Origin of the sequence: Agrobacterium tumefaciens, from assembly GCA_025560025.1 — a bacterium.
Lineage (GTDB): Bacteria > Pseudomonadota > Alphaproteobacteria > Rhizobiales > Rhizobiaceae > Agrobacterium.
Map to the genome: position 1 here is coordinate 1,106,765 of CP048485.1, position 26,202 is coordinate 1,132,966.

General features: G+C 59.4%; 25 protein-coding genes and 1 riboswitch. Of the genes, 16 read left to right on the plus strand and 9 right to left on the minus strand.

All coding sequences use genetic code 11. From position 1 onward, the window contains the following. Positions 1 to 12: 12 nt before the first annotated feature. The 5 genes from FY152_05450 (at position 13) to hflX (ending at position 7,014) form a co-directional block, all read left to right on the plus strand. The gene (locus tag FY152_05450; protein ID UXS31566.1) at positions 13 to 2,274 is read left to right on the plus strand and encodes a PAS domain-containing sensor histidine kinase; all 2,262 of its coding nucleotides are present in this window, start codon (positions 13 to 15) and stop codon (positions 2,272 to 2,274) included. After that, positions 2,264 to 3,628, plus strand: coding sequence for a sigma-54-dependent Fis family transcriptional regulator (locus FY152_05455; protein ID UXS31567.1), 1,365 nt, complete (start codon positions 2,264 to 2,266; stop codon positions 3,626 to 3,628). Before FY152_05450 ends, FY152_05455 begins: the two co-directional genes overlap by 11 nt. Positions 3,629 to 3,677: 49 nt before the next feature. Beyond that, positions 3,678 to 5,054, plus strand: a complete 1,377-nt coding sequence (gene trkA, locus FY152_05460; protein ID UXS31568.1) for a Trk system potassium transporter TrkA — start codon at positions 3,678 to 3,680, stop codon at positions 5,052 to 5,054. A 184-nt stretch (positions 5,055 to 5,238) separates the two neighbouring features. After that, positions 5,239 to 5,481 (plus strand): RNA chaperone Hfq, encoded by a 243-nt coding sequence (hfq, locus tag FY152_05465; GenBank protein UXS31569.1) that lies wholly within the window; start codon positions 5,239 to 5,241, stop codon positions 5,479 to 5,481. 198 nt (positions 5,482 to 5,679) lie between these two features. Further along, positions 5,680 to 7,014: a GTPase HflX gene (hflX, locus tag FY152_05470; protein ID UXS33214.1), complete on the plus strand. Its 1,335-nt coding sequence runs from the start codon at positions 5,680 to 5,682 to the stop codon at positions 7,012 to 7,014. A gap of 27 nt (positions 7,015 to 7,041) precedes the next feature. Here hflX and mazG read toward each other — a convergent pair whose 3' ends face one another. Continuing rightward, positions 7,042 to 7,887 (minus strand): nucleoside triphosphate pyrophosphohydrolase, encoded by an 846-nt coding sequence (gene mazG, locus FY152_05475; protein ID UXS31570.1) that lies wholly within the window; start codon positions 7,885 to 7,887, stop codon positions 7,042 to 7,044. A gap of 103 nt (positions 7,888 to 7,990) precedes the next feature. Further along, a complete protein-coding gene (locus tag FY152_05480) occupies positions 7,991 to 8,578 on the minus strand; it encodes a nucleoside deaminase (protein UXS31571.1) in 588 nt (195 codons plus the stop codon). A gap of 251 nt (positions 8,579 to 8,829) precedes the next feature. Here FY152_05480 and cobA point away from each other — a divergent pair, with 251 nt between their 5' ends. From cobA to FY152_05505, 5 genes are all read left to right on the plus strand, one after another. Beyond that, positions 8,830 to 10,293: a uroporphyrinogen-III C-methyltransferase gene (cobA, locus tag FY152_05485; protein UXS31572.1), complete on the plus strand. Its 1,464-nt coding sequence runs from the start codon at positions 8,830 to 8,832 to the stop codon at positions 10,291 to 10,293. Continuing rightward, positions 10,286 to 10,600 carry a DUF2849 domain-containing protein gene (locus tag FY152_05490; protein UXS31573.1) on the plus strand — a complete coding sequence of 105 codons (315 nt, stop codon included), beginning with the start codon at positions 10,286 to 10,288 and terminating at the stop codon, positions 10,598 to 10,600. The genes cobA and FY152_05490 overlap by 8 nt, the downstream gene beginning before the upstream one ends. Positions 10,601 to 10,608: 8 nt before the next feature. Beyond that, entirely contained in the window at positions 10,609 to 12,279 is a 1,671-nt protein-coding gene (locus tag FY152_05495) for a nitrite/sulfite reductase (GenBank protein UXS31574.1), read from the plus strand. 10 nt (positions 12,280 to 12,289) lie between these two features. Then, entirely contained in the window at positions 12,290 to 12,796 is a 507-nt protein-coding gene (locus tag FY152_05500) for a DUF934 domain-containing protein (protein UXS31575.1), read from the plus strand. 149 nt (positions 12,797 to 12,945) lie between these two features. After that, entirely contained in the window at positions 12,946 to 13,758 is an 813-nt protein-coding gene (locus FY152_05505; protein ID UXS31576.1) for a ferredoxin--NADP reductase, read from the plus strand. Positions 13,759 to 13,806: 48 nt separating this feature from the next. On the opposite strand, the gene FY152_05510 is transcribed toward FY152_05505, so the two are convergent. Next, on the minus strand, positions 13,807 to 15,123 hold the full coding sequence (locus FY152_05510; GenBank protein ID UXS31577.1) for an MFS transporter: 1,317 nt from the start codon (positions 15,121 to 15,123) through the stop codon (positions 13,807 to 13,809). A gap of 152 nt (positions 15,124 to 15,275) precedes the next feature. On the opposite strand from FY152_05510, the gene FY152_05515 reads away from it, so the two are divergent. After that, on the plus strand, positions 15,276 to 15,779 hold the full coding sequence (locus FY152_05515; protein UXS31578.1) for a hypothetical protein: 504 nt from the start codon (positions 15,276 to 15,278) through the stop codon (positions 15,777 to 15,779). 48 nt (positions 15,780 to 15,827) lie between these two features. Here FY152_05515 and FY152_05520 read toward each other — a convergent pair whose 3' ends face one another. The 5 genes from FY152_05520 to FY152_05540 form a co-directional block, all read right to left on the minus strand. Beyond that, positions 15,828 to 16,631 carry an endonuclease/exonuclease/phosphatase family protein gene (locus tag FY152_05520; GenBank protein UXS31579.1) on the minus strand — a complete coding sequence of 268 codons (804 nt, stop codon included), beginning with the start codon at positions 16,629 to 16,631 and terminating at the stop codon, positions 15,828 to 15,830. A gap of 152 nt (positions 16,632 to 16,783) precedes the next feature. Continuing rightward, entirely contained in the window at positions 16,784 to 19,648 is a 2,865-nt protein-coding gene (gene gcvP, locus FY152_05525) for an aminomethyl-transferring glycine dehydrogenase (protein ID UXS31580.1), read from the minus strand. After that, complete coding sequence (gene gcvH / locus FY152_05530) at positions 19,648 to 20,010, minus strand: glycine cleavage system protein GcvH (GenBank protein UXS31581.1); 363 nt, start codon at positions 20,008 to 20,010, stop codon at positions 19,648 to 19,650. Before gcvH ends, gcvP begins: the two co-directional genes overlap by 1 nt. 28 nt (positions 20,011 to 20,038) lie before the next feature. Further along, positions 20,039 to 21,178, minus strand: a complete 1,140-nt coding sequence (gcvT, locus tag FY152_05535; protein ID UXS31582.1) for a glycine cleavage system aminomethyltransferase GcvT — start codon at positions 21,176 to 21,178, stop codon at positions 20,039 to 20,041. Between the two features lie 154 nt (positions 21,179 to 21,332). After that, positions 21,333 to 21,420: riboswitch (glycine riboswitch) on the minus strand. A 124-nt stretch (positions 21,421 to 21,544) separates the two neighbouring features. After that, the gene (locus FY152_05540) at positions 21,545 to 21,730 is read right to left on the minus strand and encodes a DUF3008 family protein (protein ID UXS31583.1); all 186 of its coding nucleotides are present in this window, start codon (positions 21,728 to 21,730) and stop codon (positions 21,545 to 21,547) included. Between the two features lie 131 nt (positions 21,731 to 21,861). Between FY152_05540 and FY152_05545 the strand changes: the two genes are divergently transcribed. Together FY152_05545 and FY152_05550 are read left to right on the plus strand one after the other, a co-directional pair. After that, on the plus strand, positions 21,862 to 22,284 hold the full coding sequence (locus FY152_05545) for a hypothetical protein (GenBank protein ID UXS31584.1): 423 nt from the start codon (positions 21,862 to 21,864) through the stop codon (positions 22,282 to 22,284). A gap of 88 nt (positions 22,285 to 22,372) precedes the next feature. Continuing rightward, positions 22,373 to 23,344 (plus strand): DUF1775 domain-containing protein, encoded by a 972-nt coding sequence (locus tag FY152_05550; GenBank protein ID UXS31585.1) that lies wholly within the window; start codon positions 22,373 to 22,375, stop codon positions 23,342 to 23,344. Between the two features lie 248 nt (positions 23,345 to 23,592). On the opposite strand, the gene FY152_05555 is transcribed toward FY152_05550, so the two are convergent. After that, positions 23,593 to 23,889, minus strand: coding sequence for a hypothetical protein (locus FY152_05555; GenBank protein UXS31586.1), 297 nt, complete (start codon positions 23,887 to 23,889; stop codon positions 23,593 to 23,595). 202 nt (positions 23,890 to 24,091) lie between these two features. On the opposite strand from FY152_05555, the gene crcB reads away from it, so the two are divergent. From crcB to FY152_05570, 3 genes are all read left to right on the plus strand, one after another. Next, positions 24,092 to 24,469, plus strand: coding sequence for a fluoride efflux transporter CrcB (gene crcB / locus FY152_05560; GenBank protein UXS31587.1), 378 nt, complete (start codon positions 24,092 to 24,094; stop codon positions 24,467 to 24,469). A gap of 66 nt (positions 24,470 to 24,535) precedes the next feature. Continuing rightward, positions 24,536 to 25,525 (plus strand): RluA family pseudouridine synthase, encoded by a 990-nt coding sequence (locus FY152_05565; GenBank protein ID UXS31588.1) that lies wholly within the window; start codon positions 24,536 to 24,538, stop codon positions 25,523 to 25,525. A gap of 6 nt (positions 25,526 to 25,531) precedes the next feature. Next, on the plus strand, positions 25,532 to 26,200 hold the full coding sequence (locus FY152_05570; GenBank protein ID UXS31589.1) for an HAD family hydrolase: 669 nt from the start codon (positions 25,532 to 25,534) through the stop codon (positions 26,198 to 26,200). Positions 26,201 to 26,202 lie beyond the last annotated feature (2 nt).

Here is a 26,202-nt window from a genome sequence, read left to right on the forward strand (position 1 = left end):
TGGGAGTAGTGCATGCGGAAACCCGCCGCCGAAAAAGCCGTTGCCGACGACGCAGCGGGAATGGTGGTTGCCGATCGCAGGATGTCTTTCGCTTTGCCGGGGCTGGTGCTCGCCGGCGTCGCCCTTGTCTGCGCTATCCTCACTCTCTTCGTGCTTCTGGGTGTCACGCCCATTGCGCCGACATCGAACGTGGTCATCGCCTCGGTGGTGATCAATTCGATCTTCGTGATCGGACTGATTTTTCTCATCGGCCGGGAAATCAACCGCCTGCTGAAAGCGCGTAAAAAGGGCAGGGCCGCCGCTCGCCTGCACGTGCGCATCGTCGTGCTTTTCTCCATCGTGGCGATCACACCGGCCGTTCTCGTCGCCATTTTCGCCAGCCTGACGCTGAATGTCGGCCTCGACCGCTGGTTTTCGCTGCGCACGCAATCGATCGTCGATTCATCGAGCAATATTGCCCAAGCCTATATGATGGAGAATGCCGGCTATCTTCAGGGCCAGACCCTGTCGATGGCGACCGACCTCGATCGTAACCGCGCCCTTTTTTATCTCGACCGCACCGGCTTCATTGATCTCATGACCCGCCAGGCCAAGGGCCGCGGTCTGCTCGGCGCGTTTCTGGTGCAGGAGGATGGCGACGCCGTCGCTCAGGCCGATATCAAGACCGAAAAGCCGCTTCCGGCCATTCCGCATGACGCGCTCGAAAAAGCGGCTGCCGGCCAGCCGACGCTGATCCCACCTGGCATCACCAACCTCGTCGGCGCCATCATCAAGCTTGAAGGCATCGGCGGTACCTTCCTTTACACGGTCCGCGCCGTCGATCCCAAGGTGATGGGCGCGATGCGGCTGATGGAAGAGAACCGCGCCGAATACAAGGCGATGGAGGCGGGCCGCGCACCCCTGCAGATCGCCTTTGCGATTCTTTATCTCGGCTTTGCGCTGATCGTGCTTCTCGCCGCCATCTGGACGGCCATTGCGGTCGCCGACCGTATCGTGCGGCCGATCCGCCTTCTCATCGGTGCCGCCGACAGTGTCGCCACCGGCAACATGCATGTGCTGGTGCCCGTGCGCGCCGTCGATGGTGACGTTGGCCGCCTGTCGCGCACCTTCAATAAGATGGTCTCGGAACTGCGCAGCCAGCAGGAGCAGATCATCGAGGCCAAGGACGATATCGATGATCGTCGCCGCTTCATTGAAGCCGTGCTGTCAGGCGTCACCGCCGCCGTCATCGGCGTCGATGAGAACCGCAGGATCACCATCGTCAATCCGTCAGGCGAGGAATTCCTGGCGCAGACCTCCGAGCAGCTTGTCGGCGCGCAACTCTCGGAGATCGCGCCTGAAATCGAGCAGGTCGTGACCGAAGCGAATACCTGGTCGCGCGGCAACTTCCGCAAGCAGATCAATATCATGCGACGCGGCAAGGAGCGGACGCTCAATGTTCAGGTGACCCGCGAGGATGCCCGAGACAGCCGCGACAGCTACGTCATCACCCTTGATGATATTACCGATCTCGTCATCGCCCAGCGCTCGACGGCATGGTCGGATGTGGCGCGCCGCATTGCGCATGAAATCAAGAACCCGCTGACGCCAATCCAGCTTTCCGCCGAGCGCATCAAGCGCCGTTTCGGCAAGCAGATCGACGAGAGCGACCGCGCCGTCTTCGACCAGTGTACGGACACCATCGTCCGGCAGGTCGGTGATATCGGCCGGATGGTGGATGAATTCTCGGCCTTTGCGCGTATGCCGAAGCCGACGAAGGAAAAGTCGGATCTGCGGGCAATCCTGAAGGACGCCGCATTCCTGCGCGAGATCAGCGCCGCCGATACGAAATTCTCAACCGAACTGGGCGATATCCCGCTGGAGGGCATGTTCGATGCCCGCATGCTGGGCCAGGCCTTCGGCAATCTCATCAAGAATGCGACGGAAGCGATCGAGGCGGTGGAAGGCGAAAAACGGCCGGGCAAAATCCTGGTGCGTGCCTCCTTCGACGAGAGCAATTCCCGTTTTGTGGCTGACATCATCGACAATGGCCGCGGCCTGCCCGTGGAGAACCGTCACCGCATTCTCGAACCCTATATGACGATGCGGGACAAGGGCACGGGCCTCGGCCTCGCCATCGTCAAGAAAATCATCGAAGAGCATGGCGGGTATCTGGAACTCCATGATGCCCCGCCGGAGTTCGACCATGGCCATGGCGCCATGATCAGAGTGCTGCTGCCCTATATCGAGGCGGTCGGCGGCGAAAATAACAAGGAAGCAGCATATGGCGTCTGATATTCTGGTCGTGGATGACGAGGCGGACATTCGCGAAATCGTAGCGGGCATTCTGTCCGACGAGGGCCACGAGACCCGCATGGCGTTCGACAGCGACAGCGCGCTGGCCGCCATTTCGGAGCGCGTGCCGCGCCTGATCTTTCTCGATATCTGGATGCAGGGCTCGAAGCTCGACGGTCTGGCACTGCTGGATGAGATCAAGAGCCGCCATCCCGAAATTCCGGTTGTCATGATTTCCGGTCACGGCAACATCGAAACCGCGGTCAACGCCATCAAGCGCGGTGCCTTCGACTTTATCGAGAAGCCCTTCAAGGCCGACCGCCTGATCCTGATCGCCGAGCGGGCGCTGGAGAACTCCAAGCTGAAACGCGAGGTTCAGGAACTCAAGAAGCGCACGGGTGACGCGGTCGAACTCGTCGGTGCCTCCCTTGCGGTTTCGCAGCTGCGCCAGACCATCGACCGGGTTGCTCCCACCAACAGCCGCATCATGATCCTCGGGCCCTCCGGTTCCGGCAAGGAACTGGTGGCGCGCATGGTGCACAAGAAATCTTCACGCGCCACCGGACCTTTCGTGGCGCTGAATGCCGCAACGATCACGCCGGACCGCATGGAAATCGCGCTTTTCGGCACGGAAGGGCTGCCCGGACAGCCACGCAAGGTGGGCGCTCTGGAAGAGGCCCATCGCGGCGTGCTTTATCTCGATGAAGTCGGCGAGATGCCGCGCGAGACGCAGAACAAGATTCTGCGCGTGCTGGTCGATCAGCAGTTCGAGCGCGTTGGCGGCGGCAAGCGGGTGAAGGTGGATGTGCGCATCATTTCCTCGACCGCCCACCACCTTGAAAGCCTGATTGCCGAAGGCCAGTTCCGTGAAGACCTTTACCACCGCCTCGCCGTGGTGCCGGTGAAGGTGCCGGCGCTGTCCGAGCGGCGCGAGGATATTCCCTTCCTGGTCGACATGTTCATGCGCCAGATTTCCGAGCAGGCCGGCATACGCCCGCGCAAGATCGGTGACGACGCCATGGCCGTTCTTCAGACGCATGACTGGCCGGGCAATATCCGCCAGCTGCGCAACAATATCGAGCGGCTGATGATCCTTGCCCGTCCCGAAGGCGGCGAAGCGCCGATCTCGGCCGACATGCTGCCCTCGGATATCGGTGACATGCTGCCAAAGATATCGGCGCAGGGCGACCAGCACATCATGACCCTGCCGCTGCGCGAAGCCCGCGAAATGTTCGAACGGGATTATCTCGTCGCCCAGATCAACCGCTTCGGTGGCAATATTTCGCGAACGGCGGAATTTGTCGGCATGGAACGGTCCGCACTGCATCGCAAACTGAAATCTCTCGGCGTATAAGGAGCGAAGGCCAAGTCGCCGCAACCGATTATTCCGTCAGAGAGACAGCATGAAAGTCATCATTTGCGGCGCAGGGCAGGTGGGTTACGGCATCGCCGAACAATTGTCGCGGGAGGATAATGAAGTATCGGTAATCGATACGGCCGCGCCGCTCATCACCGCCATCACCGAGACGCTGGATGTGCGCGGTTATGTCGGCCATGGCGCGCATCCCGATATGCTGGCGAAGGCGGGTGCCGACCAAGCGGACATGATCATCGCCGTGACCCTGCATGACGAAATCAATATCGTCGCCTGCGAGGTGGCGCATGCGCTCTTCAGCGTTCCGACCAAGATTGCCCGTATTCGCGACCAGAGTTATCTGAAACCTGAATATGCCGATCTCTTCAGCCGCGAGAACATGTCGATCGACGTGACGATTTCGCCGGAAGTCGAGGTCGGCAAGATGGTGCTCCGGCGCATTGCATTTCCGGGCGCGACCGATGTCGTGCGTTTTGCCGATGATACGATCTTCATGCTGGCGATTGAATGCATGGAGGACTGCCCTGTCATCAACACGCCATTGCAGCAGCTGTCCAACCTTTTCCCGGACCTGATCGCGACGGTGGTGGGTGTCTACCGGAACGGCATCCTCAAGGTTGCGCATTCTTCGGAACAGCTGCGGGTCGGAGACCTCGCCTATGTGATCTGTCAGCGCCTGCACGCCCGCCGCACCTTAAGCCTTTTCGGTCATGAGGAGCAGGAGGCGCAGCGCATCGTTATCGCCGGCGCTGGCAATATCGGCTACTTCGTCGCCCGCAAGATTGAGGAGATGCAGCCGAAAACACGGGTGAAGATCATCGAGGCGGATCGCGACAGGGCTATTGCCGCGTCGGAACAGCTCAGCAACACCATCGTCATGCATGGATCGGCGCTTGACCATAAAATCTTGATGCAGGCCGACATCCAGGATTCGGACCTCATCGTTACCCTGACCAATAACGACCAGACCAACATTCTGGCGGCGGTGATGGCCAAGCAGCTCGGCTGCAAGTCCAACCTTGCGCTGCTAAACAGCTCCTCTTTCCATGAGGTCGCCGGCTCGCTCGGTCTGGATGCCTATATCAACCCGCGGGCCGTCACCATTTCCCGGGTTCTCCAGCATGTGCGCAAGGGCCGCATCCGCTCGGTCTATGCCGTGCAGCGCGGGTCGGCAGAGGTGATCGAGGCGGAGGCGCTGGAAACCTCGCCGCTGGTCGGCCAGTCGTTCAGAGACATCGATATGCCTGACGGCGTGCGCATTGGCGCGATCTATCGCGACGGCGTGGTGATCCGCCCGGACGGCAGTACAAAAATCAAGGCGAAGGACCGTGTCGTGCTGTTTGCATCCGCCGATGCGGTGCGCGACGTGGAACAACTTTTCCGTGTTTCAATACAATATTTCTGACTGTCCCGAATCGAAAAAGCGGGTCAATACTCGTACTCATTCGGCTGTTTTGACCGTTGCGGAACGGAACACGATTTGATACCAGAGTTTGAGGTCGACCAAGCGGGGGACAAGACTTGGCCGGCTTATTATTGATTGATTATTTTCCGGTATCCCTGCCGGCAAAAAAGAAAGAAGCGGCGCCATGGCGGAACGTTCTCAAAACCTTCAGGATCTCTTCCTCAATACCGTTCGTAAGCAAAAGATTTCGCTCACGATTTTCTTGATCAACGGCGTCAAGCTGACGGGCGTTGTCACCTCCTTCGACAATTTCTGCGTGCTTCTGCGCCGTGATGGTCATTCGCAGCTTGTCTACAAGCATGCAATCTCCACCATCATGCCCGGCCAGCCGATGCAGATGTTCGAGAGCGAAGAAGGCGCAGCCTGATCCGGCTCCCTCGACGGTATCTTTCGACATAGGCTGACGTGAAGAGGGAACATTTCCGGTTCCGTCAGGTTATTCTAAGGGCCGCCCGCGCGGACGCGGTCGGCCGCAATGTTCTTTCTGGATAAGGCTGAGCCCATTTCGACGCGAGACACCTCGAACGAATCGATCATTCCGGAGCAGGAGAAGCGCCGCGACGACATGCGCGCCGTGGTTCTCGTGCCGGTTCTCAAGCAGCAACGCGAAGGCCGCGATGCGGCGTCGGCACCTCCTTCCCCCGGTCGCTCCGTTGAAGCCAAGCTTGAGGAAGCCAAGGGTCTGGCGCTCGCCATCGATCTCGACGTGACGCAGGGTCTTGTCGTTCCGGTCAATCAGCCGCGTCCCGCCACCTTGTTCGGAACCGGCAAGATCGAGGAAATCGGCCATCTTCTGGATGAGACCAATTCCGGCCTCGTGATCGTCGATCACCCGCTCACCCCGGTGCAGCAGCGCAATCTCGAAAAGCAGTGGAATGCCAAGGTCATCGACCGTACCGGTCTGATCCTTGAAATCTTCGGCCGCCGTGCCTCGACCAAGGAAGGGACGCTGCAGGTCGATCTTGCGCATCTGAACTACCAGAAGGGCCGCCTCGTCAGAAGCTGGACCCACCTTGAACGCCAGCGCGGTGGCGCCGGTTTCATGGGCGGTCCGGGTGAAACCCAGATCGAGGCCGACAGACGCCTGCTGCAGGATCGCATCGTCAAGCTGGAGAAGGAATTGGAGCAGGTGGTGCGTACCCGCCAGCTTCACCGCGCCAAGCGCCGCAAGGTGCCGCATCCGATCGTCGCGCTGGTGGGCTACACCAACGCCGGCAAATCCACGCTGTTCAACCGCATCACCGGGGCAGGTGTTCTGGCGGAGGATATGCTGTTCGCCACGCTCGATCCGACATTGCGGCGCATGAAGCTGCCGCATGGCCGCACGGTTATCCTGTCCGACACGGTCGGCTTCATCTCCGACCTGCCGACGCATCTCGTCGCCGCTTTCCGCGCGACGCTGGAAGAAGTGCTGGAAGCCGATCTCGTTCTGCATGTGCGCGACATGTCCGATCCCGACAATGCCGCGCAATCGGCTGACGTGCTGCGCATTCTCGGCGATCTCGGCATTGACGAGAAGGAAGCCGAAAAGCGCATCATCGAGGTCTGGAACAAGGTCGACCGTCTGGAACCCGAGGCGCATGACGCCATCATGCAGCGTGCCGAAGGCCGCTCGAATATCCGTGCCGTTTCGGCAATCACGGGCGAGGGCGTCGATGCCCTCATGGACGAGATTTCAAAACGCCTGTCCGGTGTTTTGACGGAAACGACCGTTCTCCTGTCCGTTGAGCAATTGCCGCTCATATCATGGGTTTACAGCAACTCCATCGTCGATAGCCGTGAAGACCATGAGGATGGCTCGGTTGCGCTTGATGTGCGCCTTTCGGAAACGCAGGCGGCTGAACTCGAACGGAAGCTTGGAAAGGCGACCATTCGTGAGCGGGAAGACTGGGAGCGCTGAGCGCTCCTTAATGGCATATCAGAACAATCAGGACGAAACCGTATCGAGCGACCGTTCGATGCGTTTCGCCGCCTGCCACAGGTCTTCCATTCTCTCAAGGCTCGCTTCCTGAAGCGTCTCGCCACTATCAGAGAGTGATGTCTCTATATGGTTGAAACGCCTGCGGAACTTCGTGTTGGTGCCACGCAGCGCATTTTCCGGATCGGCCTTGACGTGGCGGCCGATATTGACGAGGGCGAAAATCAGGTCGCCGAGTTCATCCGAGACCTTTTCCGGTTTTCCTTCCGCCAGCGCCTCACGCAGCTCGGCGATTTCCTCTTCGATCTTGTCGAGAATGGGAGCCGGGTCCGACCAGTCAAAACCGACGCGGGCCGCCTGTTCCTGTAGTTTCAAGGCCTCCGTCAGCGCCGGCTGGCTACGTTGTATCCCGCCCAGAAAACCCGCCTTGAAATCCTCCGTAATGCCCCGGCGCGCGCGGCGCTCCGCCCGCTCGCGTTTTTCCTCGGCCTTGATCCGGTCCCATTGCAGCTTGACGCTGTCAGGCGTATCGGCGTCCGATGCGGCAAAGACATGCGGATGGCGGCGGATCATCTTCGAGGTGACGGCCTCAACCACGTCACCAAAGGCGAATTCGCCTTTTTCCTCGGCGATGCGGGCATGGAAGACCACCTGCAGCAACAGGTCACCCAGCTCCTCGCAGAGATCGTCCATATCCTCGCGCTCGATGGCATCGGCGACTTCATAGGCCTCTTCGATCGTGTAGGGCTTGATGGTCTCGAAGGTCTGGACGACATCCCACGGGCAGCCGGTCTCCGGTTCGCGCAGGGCCTGCATGATCTCGATCAGGCGGGAAATATCCTTCGAGGCTTCCATATGTCTCAAACCTTCGTTCTTGCGGCGAGTATGGGTGAAAACGGGACCACCCTTAAATGCCCTGTCTTTTCATTTTTACGCTTTGTTCGGATGCAAAGCCGCGTCAATTGAGCGGAATGTCATTGTCACCCTTTGAGGACTGGTAGCTGGTGGAAAGATCGTCATAGGCGGCCTTGATCCGGGCCGTCTGCGCCTTCAGCGTGGTCTTCAGCGGATCGTCTTCACCCTCCACCAGATCGGCAATGAAATAGGAATTCCAGAAGGCATTGTTGCGGCGATATCCGCCGGGCTCCAGCCCGAAAACCTCCTTGAGGATTTTCAGATCATGCGGGATTGCGAAAGCGTCGCGGGAATCCTCGTGGCTGAAGAAGGAATAGAAATTGTCGAAGCCGGCCCAGGTGATGGCGGACATGCACATGGTGCAGGGTTCGTGGGTCGAAAGAAAAATCAGTTCCTTGGTATTCGGCTTTTCACCCAGTTCATAAAACCGTTTCAGCGTGTGCACTTCGCCATGCCAGAGCGGATTTTCCAGCTCATTATTTGTCTCGGCCACCACCAGCGACAGGTCGGATTTGCGCAGGATCGCCGCGCCGAAAACCTTGTTGCCGAGGCTGACCCCGCGCGCTGTCAGCGGCAGGATATCGTGTTCGATGACATCGAGAAGGCGGGCGGCGAGGGTGTGGCTGGTCAAGGGGCTGGTCCTTCGTGCCGCCTGCAGAAAAGCGGTCTTCGCATGGAGAAATCGACAGGAAACGGTCACTCCTTGTTCGGCGCGAGGACCCAGTTTGTCAAGGGATTCTGAAGGGATTCTGAGGCCCGAAAAAGGACCGCCGGTTTGTTTTCCTCCAAAACCGGGGTCTTCGAGAAATAAAAATCCAGGTGCTGGAAAGGCTTGAATTTCTGTTTCTTCAATCTTGCACCGCAATGCGGGATATATGTCCAATGCACAAAGGACATGATTTTTCCGCTGCTGGCGACCGCCTTTCAACCTTCCCTGCCTTCTTCCGGGTTGAGGGACGGCTGGTCGCTGTTTTCGGAAATGGAGACGAGGCTTTCGCCAAGGTAAGGCTTCTCGCCAACACTGATGCGCATATCGTCGCCTATGCCGATCAGCCGGAAGTGGATTTTAGACGTTATCTCCAGGAAAACAGCATTGATCATCGGGCATTGGGTTTTGAAAGCCGCCTGATCGACGGTGCAACGCTGGTTTTTGCCGCGACTGGTGACGAGGCGCTGGACCGTGAGATCGTTTCTGCGGCGCGTACAAAGAAAATCCCTGCCAATGCGGTGGATCAGCCGGAATTCTGCGATTTCTTCACGCCGGCGCTGGTCGCCCGCGCGCCTGTCGCCATTGCCATCGGCACGGAAGGGGCGGGGCCTGTTCTTGCCCAGATGATCCGCGCGCGCATCGATCAGATGCTGTCGCCGTCGCTCGGCAAGCTTGCGCGTCTTGCCGTGCAATATCGCGACGCAGCCGAAGAAAACGTGCCGAAGGGCGCCTTGCGGCGCAATTTCTGGCGACGGTTCTTTTCCGGTGCAGTCGCGGATGCCGTGGCTCTTGGCGATACGTCTTCAGCACGTGAAGCCGCTGATCGTCTGCTGCAATCGCCTGAGCGCAGCGAAGGCCGCGTCTGGCTGGTTGGTGCCGGTCCGGGGGCGGAAGATTTGCTGACATTGCGCGCCCAGCGCGTGCTGATGGAAGCCGATGTGATCGTCTATGATGCACTTGTGCCGCAGGCGATTGTCGATATGGGTCGCCGCGACGCCGAACGTCTCTCCGTCGGCAAGCGCAAGGGCTGCCACACGAAATCGCAGGAAGAGATCAACCGCCTGCTGGTGTGCCTCGGCAAGGATGGTAAGCGTGTCGTGCGCCTCAAATCCGGCGATCCGCTGGTCTATGGCCGGGCGGGTGAGGAAATGGCGGCGCTGCGTAACGCCGGTATCGGTTATGAGATCGTGCCCGGCATAACCTCCGCCTTCGCTGCCGCTGCGGATTTCGAATTGCCGCTGACGCTGCGGGGTGTCGCTTCGTCGCTGATTTTCACCACCGGCCATGATCTGACCGGCGATGTTCTGCCCGACTGGGCCCGTCTTGCCGTCTCCGGCGCGACCATTGCCGTCTATATGGGCCGCAGCGTCGCCGCTTCGGTTGCGACAAGGCTGATCGAGGCGGGGCTCGGCGTGGAAACGACAGTCGCCGTCATCGAAAACGCCAGCCGCGCGGATCGCCGCCTGCTGCATGGCACATTGAACGATCTGCCCGACCTCGAACATCGCGATGAGTTGACCGGCCCGGTCATGGTCATCATCGGCGATGCGGTGGCGGGCGCCAATTTCGACAGGTCCGAGGCGCTTGCGCTTGCCGCAAGGCCGGCGAACCTCAAACGGGAGTATGCAAATGGCTGACAAGGTTTTGACCGCCAACCGCCTGAGCGACGGTATCGCCGTCTGGCTCGACGCCAATGGCGAATGGACGGAGAACCTGCAGGGGGCGATCGTGGCCCGCCATGCGGAGGCCGTCGCCTCGTTCGAGGAAATCGGCAAGCGGGATTTTTCCGCCAACAAGGTCGTTGATGTGGCCGTCATCGATGTCGTCGAGGAGAACGGCAAGCTCTGGCCGACCCGTCTTCGCGAACGCATTCGCGCTGCCGGCCCAACCGTGCACTATGCCACCGGCTTCAAGCCGGCCGATGCAGCATTCATCGCAGTCTGAGGAAGAATATGTACCGTTACGACGAGTTCGATCACGCATTTGTTGAAGGCCGCGTGGCACAGTTTCGCGATCAGGTTGAGCGCCGCTTGTCCGGCGAACTGGCCGAGGATGCGTTCAAGCCGCTGCGCCTGATGAACGGCGTCTATCTCCAGCTGCATGCCTATATGCTGCGCGTCGCCATTCCCTACGGTACGCTGAATTCCAAGCAGATGCGGATGCTGGCCCATATCGCCCGCAAATATGACCGGGGTTACGGCCACTTCACCACCCGCCAGAACATCCAGTACAACTGGCCGCGTCTTTCCGATACGCCGGATATCCTGTCCGAACTGGCAAGTGTCGAAATGCATGCGCTGCAGACGTCCGGCAACTGCATTCGCAACGTCACCGCCGACCATTTCGCCGGTGCGGCCGCCGATGAGGTCGCCGATCCGCGTCCCTATGCGGAAATCCTGCGTCAGTGGTCTTCCGTGCACCCGGAATTCTCCTTCCTGCCGCGCAAGTTCAAGATCGCGGTGACGGGCGCCGAGCGCGACCGCGCCGCCATTCAGGTTCACGATATCGGCCTGCATCTGAAAAAGAACGACAAGGGTGAGATCGGTTTTGCCGTTTATGTCGGGGGCGGGCAGGGCCGCACGCCGATGATCGCCAAGAAAATCCGCGACTTTCTGCCGGAAGAGGATTTGCTGTCCTACACCACGGCGATCATGCGAGTTTATAATCTGCACGGCCGTCGCGACAACAAATACAAGGCGCGCATCAAGATCCTCGTGCACGAGACCGGTGCGGAAGAACTGGCCCGCCAGGTCGAGGTGGAATTCGCGGAACTGAAGAACACCGAGCTGAAACTGCCAGATGCCGATATCGCGGCAATCACCGCTTATTTCGCGCCGCCGGAACTGAAGGACCGCCCCGAGGGTTGGGAAAGCCTGGCGCGCTGGAAGCGGGCCGATGAAGGTTTTGCCCGCTTCGTCGAGCAGAACGTCGCACCGCATAAGCACCCGGACTATGGCATGGTGACGATCTCGCTGAAACCGATTGGCGGCATTCCGGGCGATGCGACCGATGAGCAGATGGAACTCGTCGCCGATATCGCCGCAGAATATGCCTTTGACGAAATCCGCATCAGCCACGAGCAGAATATCATCCTGCCGCATGTGGCGCTGGCTGATCTCGAACCGGTCTATCGCGCGCTTGTCGGCGCGGGGCTGGCCACCGCCAATGCCGGGCTGATCACCGATATCATTGCCTGTCCCGGGCTGGACTATTGCGCGCTCGCCAATGCGCGCTCCATTCCGCTGGCGCAGGAAATCTCCACCCGCTTTGGTGCGCATGAGCGTCAGGCGGAAATTGGCGAGCTGAAGATCAAGATTTCCGGCTGCATCAATGCTTGTGGTCACCACCATGTTGGCCATATCGGCCTTCTGGGCGTGGAGAAAAAAGGTGCGGAGCTCTACCAGATCACGCTTGGCGGATCGGGCGATGAAAACACCTCGATCGGCGAGATCATCGGCCGTGGCTTCGAGCCGGAAAAAGTGACCGATGCGGTGGAAACCATCGTCGACACCTATCTTGGTCTTCGCCTTTCGAAGGAAGAGAACTTCCTCGAAGCCTATCGCCGCGTCGGACCGCAGCCTTTCAAGGATGCGCTCTACGGTTCCGCAGCCGAAGCCGCCTGAGGAGATTGCAATGACGAAAATCTGGAACCGCGACGGTTTCGTGAAAAATGATCCCTGGGTGATTGAAACGGAAGAAGTGAAGGCGACAGCCGAGCAGAGGCCCTTGCTGCCGTTTGCCGATTTCCTCGTCCGCGCTGCCGAGAGCAACGATATCGGCCTTGGCGTTCTCATCGCGCCCGCCGACGATGTCACCCGGCTTGAGCCTTATCTCGACCGTATCGAGCTTGTTGCCGTGAGCTTCCCGGCCTTCAATGACGGCCGTGGTTTCAGCCACGCCTCGCTGCTGCGCAGCCGTCTTGGCTTTACAGGCGAGGTGAGGGCTGTCGGCGATGTGCTGATCGATCAGGTGCCGCTGATGTTGCGCACGGGCTTTACCAGCTTTGCGGTGACGAACGGCACGGCGATCCGTCGCCTGTCTGAAAATCGCCTGCCGGAAATTCCGGTCTATTACCAGCCGACGGCCAGACAGGCCGCTGGCGGAGAGACCTATAGCTGGCGCCGCCGTGCGGCCGGTTAACGCATGATGCAGGAAATATGAGTTTTTGATACATATTTCCTGCGCACATGGCAGTATTGACATTCTCATGCCTTCAAACCGGAGCAAAAATGGTATAATTGCCCGGTCGGAGAATGTCGCTTATCGAATAAGAATGGACGGAACCTGAAATGAACGCGCCAGCCAAGACGGAAGATTTCGCGATCAAGATACCTGATGGTGTTTACGCCGAGACGGTTTTATCGGTGGAGCACTATACGGACCACCTGTTCCGTTTCCGCATGACGCGTCCGGCCGGTTTCCGTTTCCGCTCCGGCGAATTCGCCATGATCGGCCTGATGGTCGGTGAAAAGCCGATCTATCGCGCCTACTCCATCGCCAGCCCCGCCTGGGATGAGGAACTGGAATTCTTCTCGATCAAGGTTCCGGATGGCCCACTGACCTCGCATCTTCAGGCGATCAAGCCCGGCGATACCGTGCTGATGCGCAAGAAGCCGACAGGCACGCTGGTTCTGGATGCGCTGACGCCCGGCAGGCGGCTTTACATGTTCTCCACCGGCACCGGCATCGCGCCTTTCGCGAGCCTGATCCGTGATCCGGAAACCTATGAGAAGTTCGAGGAAGTCATCCTTACCCATACCTGCCGCGACGTGGCCGAACTGAAATACGGCTTCGATCTGGTCGAGGAAATCCGCAACCACGAATTCCTGAACGAGATCGTCGGCGACAAGCTGAAGCATTATGCAACGGTCACCCGCGAGGATTATCCCTTCAAGGGCCGTATCACCACGCTGATCGAGAACGGCAAGCTGTTTGCGGATCTCGGCGTTCCGGCACTCGATCCCGAAATCGATCGCGGCATGATCTGCGGTTCTTCCGCGATGCTCAAGGACACCAAGGAACTGCTTGAAAAGGCGGGGCTCAATGAAGGCGCCAACAACAAGCCAGCCGAGTTCGTGATCGAGCGTGCTTTTGTCGGCTGAGGAAATATCCGTAGAGACGTTTTAAAAGGGGGCCGAAAGGCCTCCTTTTTATTTGGCGGCGATCTCGTCATTCTGCCTTGGCGCGATCTCATTCCTGTAGACAAGGAACAGGGCGATGGCGATGGCCGCAATGCCGCCGCCAACCAGATGTGACAGGGCATAACCGCCTTTCGTCACCAGCCAGCCCGCAACGACATTGCTGAACGAAGCGCCAATACCCTGCACCATCATCACGCTGGCGAGACCGACGTTGAAACGCCCGGTGCCTTTCAGGATTCGCTCCACAGCCACCGGCGTCACAATCCCCAAAAGGCCCGCGCCGATACCGTCGAGAAACTGCACGGGGAAAATAACCCAGAAATCCGTGAAAGCGGATGCAAGAAACCCACGGATCGGCAATGCTGCGAGCGCAATGAGAAAGACCGTGGCAAGGCCGAAACGGCGTATGAGAAAAGGCGCCATGGCAGCGACAAAGATCATGGCAAACTGCGCGACGCCGGTGATGATGGCGGTGGTGCGGAACGGCGTCTGCAATTCGATTGCAAAATCCTGGGCCAGAAGCCGCCCCATCGGCGCATTGCCGAAATGGAAGATGAGCAGGATGACGGCGAGCAGGATCAATCCGCGTTCGTGAAACAGTACATTGATGCCGGAGGGGCCAGGTTCACCCTTATCTTCACCCAGACCGCGCGCAACCTTGTGATCGATCCTGTCAGGGTCGATTGCGGCCGCGGCAACAAGTGCTCCCGCCGCTGTCAACAACATGAGACCGATGACGCCATGCAGGCCGAAGAAGGAAACGGCAACATAGGTGGCGAAAAGCGAGGCAAAGTTGCCGCCGTGGTTCCAGAACTCGTTTCGCGAAATCTGCCGGGAAAACAGGCGTTCGCCCACAAGGCCTAGTGTCAGCCCGGCGAGGGCGGGACCGACCACCGCGCCGACCACTGCGGTCATGATCTGGCCGGTCCAGACAATCCAGACATCGGGAAAGATGAGCGTAATGAGCGCCCCGATGGTCACCAGAACGACAGGCACCGCGATCAGCGTCCGTTTCCACACCGTGCCATCGACGAGGGCACCGCACAGGGGTGTCGCCAGAAGGCCGACCAGCCCGCCGACTGTTGCAATCAAACCAAGCGAAAGCGATGACCAACCCTTGGTGGCCAGAAAGGCATCCAGAAACGGCCCAAGTCCGTCACGCGCATCGGCAAGAAAGAAGTTCAGCGCCGCCAGCGCAAAGAGCGTGCGGTCGGACAAACCGCTGCGCGGCAGCCCCCCGGAAGGGATGTTAGCCTTTGATGCCGAAATGCCGATAGTCGTCATGGAACAAGCTCCGAAATATGCCCGATATTGGCACAGGGTCACCGTGGCTCGCCAAGAACATGCCTGCCGGCATTTGGTTGCATCGACGCGGACGAAACTTTCGCTACCGTTTTTCAGGAGCGTGAAAAACGGCACGAGGAACATTTTCAGCGATCCGCGAGTTACCTTTCATCAAATCGTATCGGATGATCGCCATGAAAACGAAGGCAGCCCTGATCTTATCTTTCGCAGGCCTCATTGCCGCAACCCCGACGCGCGCCGATGAAAGCGGGTTCCTGTCGTCGCTGGAAGGCACATGGACAGGCAAGGGAACGGTGATCACCCGCATCGGCATGCCGCCGATCAATGTCAATTGCACCTTGAGTTCCGACGCAAAGGCGACGGCGCTGCGCATGTCGGGCACATGCCGTGGTCTTGTCGTGGTAAAGCGTGCCATCGCCGCTGACCTTGCCGCCAGCGGCGCGCGTTACAGCGGCACCTATACCGGCCCCTCCGGCCGTCCTTCGGCATTGGCCGGCAACCGTCAGGGAAATGCGATCAATCTCACGGTCCGCTGGAACCGTGAAATCAACGGGGACCGCGTCGCGGCCATGACCATCGAAAAAGTCGGTGACAATGGCCTGCGGCTGCGCACGACCGACAAGGACGGCAAGACCGGTAAGACGGTTGTGACGAGCGACATCCGGCTGGTGCGCTGATTGCCTTCGGCTCGTTACTGGTGAAAGTCGGACACTGAGTTCAGATTTTCAGCTGAACTCAAGAACCAGCGGGCAATGATCCGAGACTTCCGGCTGCGTCACGACATGGAAGTGATCGACCTTCACGGCCGGATTGACCAGCATGTAGTCCGCATAACGATTTTGTTTCGTGTAGTGCGATGTCCGCGTGTCGGTAAAGCCGCGTGTCGTGACGAGTTCGACGAGGTCCAGCGTCTTCAGCACGGCGAATGTCTCACTATCGGGCAGAACATTAAAATCGCCACAGACGATGACCCGGTCGCCATCCTCGGCGATGTTTCTGACGAGCTGGACGAGGCGTTCTGCCTGCGCCAGACGGGCAGGTGTATCCTGTTTGCCATCGAGTTCCCGCAGGCCATGCATATGGGCGATGACGACGGGTTTACGGGTCGTGAAATCAAAGACACGAATGGCATGGCCGGTGCGCGAGCGAGGATGATCGCCATATCCGTCCGCGGAAAAGGCGCCATGCACGAAACCCTGCGCCTGCGCGACAATGGCAATGGATTTGCGCACGAAGGTCGCCAGCCCCCACTGGGAAGGATACCGCATCTCACCATCCCACAGATCACCCTGCGCTGCCGGGCAGAACACAGCCAGATGATCGGGCAGGGCCTTTGCGACATCCTGCAGGAAATCCGCCCTCTGCGGCAGGTCAATGCCGTGATCGCGATAGATCAGCCACTCCTGCATGGCCGCCGGAGTATGAATGACTTCCTGGAGACACAGAATATCGGGATCGGACGCGGCAATATAGGAAACGAGCTCGTCATGGAGCTTTCCGCCCCAACCGTTCAGGCAGATCAGACGCATTCACACTCCATCGCCGCTGGTTTGCATGGTCCGGTTTAACATGGATCGACGGGCGATCAATCGTGTCAGCGCGGTTCCGGGAACGTTTCCGTCGCAGCAACGAAAAAAGGCCCGGATCTGTCCGGGCCTTTTTATTATTCGAAACGAGTGCCTTATTCGGCGGCTTCGGCATAAGCCTCCATCGGCGGGCAGGTGCAGATGAGGTTGCGGTCGCCATAGACATTGTCGATGCGGTTGACCGGCGACCAGTATTTGTCGATGCGGAAGGCGCCAGGCGGGAAGCAGCCCTTTTCGCGGCTATAGGGACGATCCCATTCGCCGACGAGGTCTTCCACCGTATGCGGCGCGTTCTTCAGCGGGTTGTTGGTCTTGTCCGCACGACCTTCCTCGATGTCGCGGGCTTCCTCACGGATCGCCAGCATGGCATCGCAGAAACGGTCGATTTCCGCCTTGGTTTCGGATTCCGTCGGCTCGATCATCAGCGTGCCGGCAACCGGCCAGCTCATGGTCGGCGCATGGAAACCGCAGTCGATGAGGCGTTTTGCGACATCGTCCACCGTCACGCCGCAGCTGTCAGCCAGCGGGCGGGTATCGATGATGCATTCATGCGCCACACGTCCCGTTTCGGACTTGTAGAGCACGTCATAAGCGCCCTTCAGCCGTTCGGCGATGTAATTGGCATTGAGGATCGCCACCTTGGTCGCCTGCGTCAGCCCTTCGCCGCCCATCATCAGGCAATAGCTCCAGGAAATCGGCAGGATCGACGGCGAACCAAACGGGGCAGCAGACACCGCACCCTCACGGCCGTCCGTCGCCGGATGGCCGGGAAGGTAAGGAGCAAGATGCGCCTTGACACCGATCGGACCCATACCGGGGCCACCGCCGCCATGCGGAATGCAGAAGGTCTTGTGCAGGTTGAGATGCGAAACGTCGGAACCGATATCGCCGGGACGGGCAAGGCCGACCATGGCGTTCATGTTGGCGCCGTCGAGATAGACCTGTCCACCATGCTTGTGGGTGATCTCGCAGATCTCGCGAACCGTCTCCTCGAACACGCCGTGGGTGGACGGGTAAGTGATCATGCAGCACGAGAGGTTTTCCGTATACTGCTCTGCTTTTGCTCGGAAATCATCGATATCGATGTCGCCGTTATCCCGCACTTTCACCGGCACCACCTTCATGCCGACCATCTGCGCCGAGGCAGGGTTGGTGCCATGCGCGGAAGTCGGAATGAGGCAGACGTCACGATGTGTGTCGCCATTGGCGAGGTGATAGTTGCGGATGGTCAGAAGCCCGGCATATTCGCCCTGCGCGCCGGAATTCGGCTGCATGGAGAAGGCGTCGTAACCGGTGACCGAGCACAGCTTTTCGGAAAGATCGTCGATCATCTCCTTGTAACCGAGCGCCTGATCGGCCGGCACGAAGGGATGGATGTCGGAAAATTCCGGCCAGGTGATCGGCAGCATTTCCGCTGTCGCATTCAGTTTCATGGTGCAGGAACCGAGCGGGATCATCGAGCGGTCGAGCGCCAGATCACGGTCCGAAAGGCGGCGGATGTAACGGGTCATCTCGCTTTCGGCACGGTTCATGTGGAAGATCGGATGCGTCATATACTGGCTGGTGCGCAGCAATTCCTTCGGCAGGCGATATTCCGGCTCAAAATCCGAGATCGAGAAATTGCCGCCGAAAGCACGCCAGACGGCCTCAAGCGTTGCCGGGCGCGTACGCTCGTCAAGGCTCATGCCGATCTTGGTCGCGCCGACCTTGCGCAGGTTCACGCCTTCCGCCACGGCCGAACGCAGGATGACGCCCTGCATATGGCCGACTTCAACGGTGATGGTGTCAAAGAAGGTTTCCGGCTCGATGGTGTAGCCGAGCTTTTCCAGCCCCTTGGCCATCAGCACCGCCTTCTGGTGGGTCTGCTGGGCAATGGCCTTGATACCCTGCGGGCCATGGAAGACGCCATACATGGAGGCCATGACGGCGAGCAGCACCTGCGCGGTGCAGATGTTCGACGTCGCCTTTTCGCGGCGGATATGCTGCTCGCGGGTCTGCAGCGACAGGCGATAGGCGCGGTTGCCGCGGGCATCGACCGAGACGCCGACCAGACGGCCGGGCATGGAGCGCTTATGGGCGTCCTTGACGGCCATGTAGGCCGCATGCGGACCGCCGTAACCAACCGGAACGCCGAAACGCTGCGAGGTGCCGATGGCGATATCCGCACCCATTTCGCCGGGCGACTTCAGAAGCGTCAGCGCCAGAAGATCGGCGGCGACGGCAGCAATCGCACCCGTCTGGTGCAGGCGGGAAATCAGGCCTGAGAAATCGCTGACATGGCCGTGCGTGCCCGGATACTGGAAGATCGCGCCGAACACGTCGACCGGATCGAGATCGGTAAACGGGTTACCGACAATCACCTTCCAGCCGAGCGGGGCCGCACGCGTCTCGATCAGCGCAATGGTCTGCGGATGGCAATTGGCGTCAACGAAGAAGGCGGTCGCCTTGGACTTGGCAACACGCTGGCACATCGCCATGGCTTCGGCAGCCGCCGTCGCTTCATCGAGCAGCGATGCGTTGGCGACATCGAGACCAGTCAGGTCGCACACCATCGTCTGATAGTTCAACAGCGCCTCAAGGCGGCCCTGGCTGATTTCCGGCTGATAGGGCGTATAGGCGGTGTACCAGGCCGGGTTTTCCAGAATATTGCGCTGGATGACCGGCGGCGTGATGGTGCCGTAATAACCCTGGCCGATAAGCGAGGTCAGAACCTGGTTCTTGTTGGCCGTTTCACGCAGGCGGTCGAGCGCCTCGCGTTCGGTCAACGCGGCACCCCAGGTCAGCGGCACCTTCTGGCGGATGGAGGAGGGAACGGTGGCGTCGATCAGGGCGTCGAGGCTCTTATAGCCAACGACCTTCAGCATCTCGGCCATTTCCGACGGCGACGGCCCGATGTGACGCCGGTTGGCGAAATCATAGGGCTGATAGTCGGTGAAATGGAATTCGGTGGGCGTCGTCATTACGCGATCAGCTCCTTGTAGGCTGCTTCGTCGAGCAGCGTATCGGCATCTGCGGCGTTGGAAAGCTTGAGTTTGAAGAACCAGCCGGCGCCCTGCGGGTCGGAATTGACCAGCGAAGGATCATCGACGATGGCCTGGTTAATTTCCACCACTTCGCCATCCAGCGGACAATAGACGTCGGAAGCCGCCTTGACGGATTCAACAGTCGCCGCGTCGCCATCCTTGGAGAAGGTGGCGCCCACTTCCGGCAATTCGACGAAGACGAGATCGCCAAGCTGTTCAGCGGCGTGGCTGGTGATGCCAACGGTGGCGATATCGCCTTCGAACTTCAGCCATTCGTGTTCTGCGGTAAATTTCAGCATCGTATTCTCTCCGGAGATGGGATGAAGATTATCGTTTATAGGTGGGCTTGATGAAGGGCAGGGCAGCGACGGTGACGGGCAGATATTTGCCGCGCACTTCCGCAAAGACAGCCGTGCCGGGAGCGGCGTGGGAAACAGGCACGTAACCCATGGCGACGGGACCTTCGACCGAGGGACCGAAACCGCCCGAGGTCACTTCACCGATTTCCGTCTTGCCTTCGGCATCCGCAAACAGCTTCGAATGGCCGCGCACCGGCGCCTTGCCTTCCGGCTTCAGGCCGACGCGGCGGCGCGATGTGCCATCTTTCAGTTCGCCGAGAATACGCTCCGCGCCGGGAAAACCGCCCTCGCGGTCGCCGCCAGCGCGGCGCGCTTTCTGGATCGCCCATTCGAGCGAGGCTTCGATGGGGGAGGTCGTGGTGTCGATATCGTTGCCGTAGAGACAAAGGCCGGCTTCCAGACGCAGGCTGTCACGCGCACCAAGTCCGATCGGATCGCAATCGGGATGTTCGAGCAGGGCTTTGGCAATCTCCTCGGCCTTGTCGGCGGGTACGGAGATTTCAAAGCCGTCTTCACCGGAATAACCGGAGCGGGAGACGATGCAGGGCACGTCATGCAGCGGCACTTCCTGCACATCCATGAATTTCATTTCCGAAACGCCGGCCCAGAGTTCAGCCAGAACGGCCTCAGCGCGCGGTCCCTGAAGCGCGATGAGCGCCCGGTCATCGAGAAGCGTTATCTCGCAGGCGTCGGAAAGATGCGCCTTCATATGGGCGACATCGGCATCCTTGCAGGCCGCATTGACGACGACGAAAAGATGGTCGCCGCGATTGGTGATCATCAGGTCATCGAGAATGCCGCCGTTTTCGTCGGTGAAGAAACCGTAACGCTGGCGGCCTTCCTTCAGGCCGAAAATATCCACCGGCACCAGCTTTTCCAGCGCGAGTGCGGCATCTTCATTTTTGCCGGACTTCGCCTTCAGGATCACCTGACCCATATGGGACACGTCAAACAGACCGGCGGAGGTGCGGGTCTGAAGATGTTCCTTCAGAACGCCGGCCGGATATTGCACCGGCATGTCATAACCGGCGAAAGGCACCATGCGGGCGCCAAGCGATAGATGCAGGGAATTGAGCGGCGTGATTTGAAGCTCGGCGGTATCGTCCAAGGACGCCTCCAGGGTTGCGCGAAAGATCGCGCGGGCTCAGGTCATGACGCTAAAAACGCGCCGGGTTCAAGAGCCCCCTCTGTCCTTGTCGCCTGAGATTGTTATCCCTTCGGCGAGCCGTCCTAATGAAAGGTGGCTTCTCTCCAGAGTTCCGTCGTCACCGCTGGTCCTTTTGCCTGAGAGTTTCCGGGGCGGTTGCTCCTTCGGCACCGCAGTGAAGCGGCTTCTCCCAACGATGATGCGACGCTCATTATCTTCGAAGACCCGTTATTGGCAAGGACCAAATGACGCATCTGAACAGATTCTTGCTCCATCTGCGCCATCGTCGGCGTAAGATGCAGTCAATAGCCTGAGTGCCGGACAATATCAGTCGGATTTTTTCTCCGGCAAACCCTTGCGTTTTGTCGATGCCAATTCATCAAGTTCCTTTTCTGTCATGGACTTCTCCATGCTTTTTGAAGCACCTTGTAAACTGGATTTCTTGATGTCGCCGCGTTTAGCGGCCAGCGCCGCGCCCGCCGCTTTCTGCTGGGCTTTCGATTTGGCCGGCATGTCGGATACTCCTTCCGCAACAGTTTATCGGAGGGAAAATGCCGCGCTCCGACGATTGTTCCGGTTCAGAGCCTGGGGCTGCGGCAAATTTCCCCTTTGAAATCGGTGAGAAAGAAAGGTATCGCCAGAATATGGACGCAAATCGAAAGCGACGGCTGACAGGGATGGAGAAAATGCTTCGCATTTTCTGCGCGACCTTGATGTTGTCGCTCGGCTTTGCCCACAAGCCCGTACTTGCCGCTGCCTCGCAAGTCGTGCTTGATGAGAGTTACCGGCTGCCGGATGGCACCTTTGCAGAGATTTGCCTCGGCCACGGCGGCGGGGTGAATGCCTCGCACGCCAAAGACGGTCCGACCCATTCCAGCGATGCGATCCTGTTTTGCGAGGCCTGCCTGCTGGCCTCGTCCATTCTCCTGCCCGTGCCCGATGCGGACGGCTGGCTGAGGACCGAATTCGCCTGGCTCGACAATCGTTTATCCGCGGAGTGGAGTTTCCGCTCGGTCCTGACGATCCTTAAACAGGCTGCGCGCGGCCCGCCATTGCTGTCCGCCTGATCTCTTCGTTTCACAGGATCATCGCCGCCGGCTGGCGGCACGCAATGGCTGCACTGCCCGTGGGGCGCAGTCGCAAGGACAAGACACAATGAAAACCACCAGGATCATCACCTGCACCCTGTTTGCCGCTTCGGTCTCCAGCGTCCAGGCATTTGCCCATACCAGCTTCGTTGACGCTTCGGCCGAACAGGAAAGCACCGTCGTCGCCGCTCTTCAGGTGCCGCATGGCTGCGAAGGCGGTCTTGCCACGACCGAAGTTCAGGTCAAGCTGCCGGAAGGTTTCATTTCCGCCAAGCCGCAGCCCAAGGCCGGCTGGGAACTGGAAATCATCAAGGGCGACTATCAGAAGGCCTACAAGAACCACGGCCAGGAGATCAAAAGCGGCCCGGTCGAGATTCGCTGGAAAGGCGGCAACCTGCCGGACGAGTTCTACGACACCTTTGCGATACAGGGAAAAATCTCCGGTATAGAGGCAGGGCAGGACCTGCCCTTCAAGGTCACGCAGCTTTGCGGCGACAAGGGCAAGGTTTCCTGGGACGAGGTGGCAGCGGCGGGCGTCGATCCGCATTCGCTGAAAAACCCGGCCCCGGCCATCCGCGTTACTGCCAAGACCCATGCCGGCGGGCATGACCATTCCGCCATGGCCATGGATATGGATGTAGTGAAGGCTGGCAGCCTTGAGGTTTCCGGCGCCACGACCAAGGCCATGCTGCCGGGCCAGCCCGTCGGCGGCGGTTATGTGACGATCAAGAATGCCGGTGATAGCGATGACAAGCTGATCGGCGTCGAATCCGCCGCCGCTGGTCGCGCTGAAATTCATGAAATGGCCATGGTCAACGACGTCATGAAAATGCGCAAGCTGGATGACGGCATCGTCATTCCCGCCGGCCAGACGGTGGAATTGAAGTCGGGCGGCCTGCACATGATGTTCTTCAACGTGAAGAAGCCCTTTGCCGAAGGTGACAAGGTGCCGGTGACGCTGATCTTCGAAAAAGCCGGCAAGGTCGAAATCGTGCTGTCCGCAGGCTCGGCCAAGGGTGACGAACACCAGCATAATTGATGGCTGAAAAAAAACGGCTACCGGAACGCGTGACATGTCCGGTAGCCGCAAGCTTTTTCGGTTATTTCCTTGCTTTCAGCGCCGTGACGGAAAAGGCGTGATGGCCATCGCCTCCGTGATTTTTCCGGCATTCGATGGGTGATATCTAGAAAATCAGCCTGACATCAGCCTGAATGGGAAGGCCGAATTTAAATCGGCCAAACCTAAACTGTAAAATTAGAATATTAACACATCTATTTGATATAAATTTATTTTTTATGATCTGAAGGAGAGTTGTTTTCCTCATAGGCCTCCACGGCCTGATCGAGCGTTGTCTGCGGTTCGTGACGCTGGCTGGCATTGGTCAGGAAATAAAGGGTAAGTGCGGGCGGCTTGATGGCCGTCATCAGGGCTCTGAGTTGAAAGTCGTCTCCGTTTTCCGCCTTGCGCGCCAGTTCATGAATGGCCTCTTCGACCTCGCTCCTGCGCGGCACGCGCGGCGACGGCTTCACCGCCTCCAGTGCATAGGCGGCCGTATTTGCTGAAACGGAAAGAACCTGTGTCATCCAACCTCCGGCCATCTTCGCCGACCCGTAAAAACAGGAGACTAACACCGCCGTCTTGTTGGAAGGCTAAATCGCGGACCTGCAATTTAATCGTATTTTAATGGACGAAAGCGCGGGGTAGTGGACTTTCGCGCGGGATTGCCATGGTCTAGAAATGCCTCGGACAGATCGTCCGGCAATTTCCTCCGGAGACATAATCCCCATGATCAATATCGCCCTTGTCGCCACAGGCGGCGCAATCGGTTCCGTGTTTCGTTATCTGGTCGGTGTCTGGAGCATGCGATTGGCTGGTCCGAATTTTCCCTGGGGAACATTGGCCGTCAACGTGGTTGGGTCCTTCCTGATCGGTTTACTGGTCGAGCTTGTGGCGCGCCGGCTGAACGCCTCGATGGAAATGCGCCTGTTTCTCGTTACCGGCGTGCTCGGCGGATTCACCACCTTTTCGTCCTTCTCGCTCGATGCGGTTGCACTGTTTGAGCGCGGCGCGCTCGGTCTTTCAGCCGTTTACGTCATTGCAAGTCTTGTGGTTTCCATCGCTGCGGTTTTTGCCGGGCTGGCCTTGGGCCGCAGTTTGTTCTAAAGGCTTGGTTCAAACGGCGCGCCAGAGATATGGGCGTGCGATCAAGACAGAGAGACTGGAAATTTCATGGCAGGTATCGAGCATATCAAGGTCGAGGCCGACGAGGCCGGTATGCGGCTCGATCGCTGGTTCAAGATTCACTATCCGGGCCTAGGTTTCGGGCAATTGCAGAAGCTGCTGCGCTCCGGACAGGTGCGCGTGGATGGCGGCCGTGTAAAAACCGATGCGAGGGTGCAGCCGGGGCAGATGGTTCGCGTACCGCCGGTCGATTCCGACCTCAAGGTCAAGAGCGGCCCGATCGGATCAAGGGACCTCAAGCATTCGGAAGATACCGAGCTTCTGGCCCGTATGCTGCTGCATGAGGACGACAAGGTTTTTGTTTTCAACAAGCCGGCCGGCATTGCCGTGCAGGGCGGTTCCGGCGTCAACCGTCATATTGACGGGCTCCTCGAAGCATGGACCAACCAGAAGGGCGAAAAGCCGCGTCTGGTCCACCGCCTCGACCGCGATACGTCTGGCGTGCTGGTCGTCGCCCGCACCCGTGGCGCTGCCCAGAAACTGACCGCCGCCTTCCGCGAGCGCGATACCAAGAAGACCTATTGGGCGCTGGTCAAGGGCGTGCCGCGCAAGCATCAGGACAAGATTTCCACCTGGCTCGTCAAGGAACAGACGGCCGATGGTGACCGCATGCGCATCGCCAAGCATGGCGAGGAGGGGGCCGACCACGCCATTTCCTATTACCGTGTCATCGATACCGCCGCGCAGAACCTTGCCTGGCTGGAAATGGAACCCTATACCGGCCGCACCCACCAGCTTCGCGTCCATGCACTGCATATGGGACACCCGATCATCGGCGATCCCAAATATTACATCGATGATCCAAACTGGGATTTTCCGGGCGGCATCCAGAAACGCCTGCATCTCCACGCGCGCCATATCGACATTCCGCATCCGAATGGCGGCCGGCTTCGGGTCAGCGCACCCCTGCCGCCGCATATGGTCCAGACCTGGAACCTGCTCGGCCTCGACGTGGCCGATGGCGACAGGGAAGGCTGACAGCCCATGAAACTCGTTCTTTTCGATTGCGACGGCACGCTGGTGGATAGCGCCGGCCTCATCCATGCCGTCATGTCCGATACATTCGCCGATTTCGGAAAACCGCGTCCGGATATCTCGCAGACCAAGGCCATTATCGGCCTGACGCTGGATATCGCCATCGCCCGCATGCTCGACAAGCCGCATGTGGATGACGAGGCGCTGGCGATGACGCAGCGCTACAAGGAAATCTATCATCCGGTCCGCGCCCGCCCGGGAATGATCGAGCCGCTTTTCGATGGCGTTGCGGCGCTGATCGACGAGCTGGCGAAACGCGACGATGTCCTGATCGGCGCCGTCACCGGCAAAGGTCGTCGCGGGCTGACCCATATTCTCGAAACGCATGGCTTTGCCGATCATTTCATCGTGTCGCGCACGGCGGATGATTGCCCCTCCAAGCCGCATCCGGCCATGGTGATGGAATGCTGCCATGAAACCGGCATGGTTGCGGCCGACACTGTCGTTATCGGCGATGCGATCTATGACATGCAGATGGCCAAGGCTGCGGGTGCGAAAGCAATCGGCGTCGCCTGGGGTTATGCCTCGGTCGACGATCTCTGGAAGGCGGGCGCCGATACGGTCGTCAGCCACCCGCGCGAAATCCCGGCCTATGTTCCGGCCGATATTCTTGAATAACC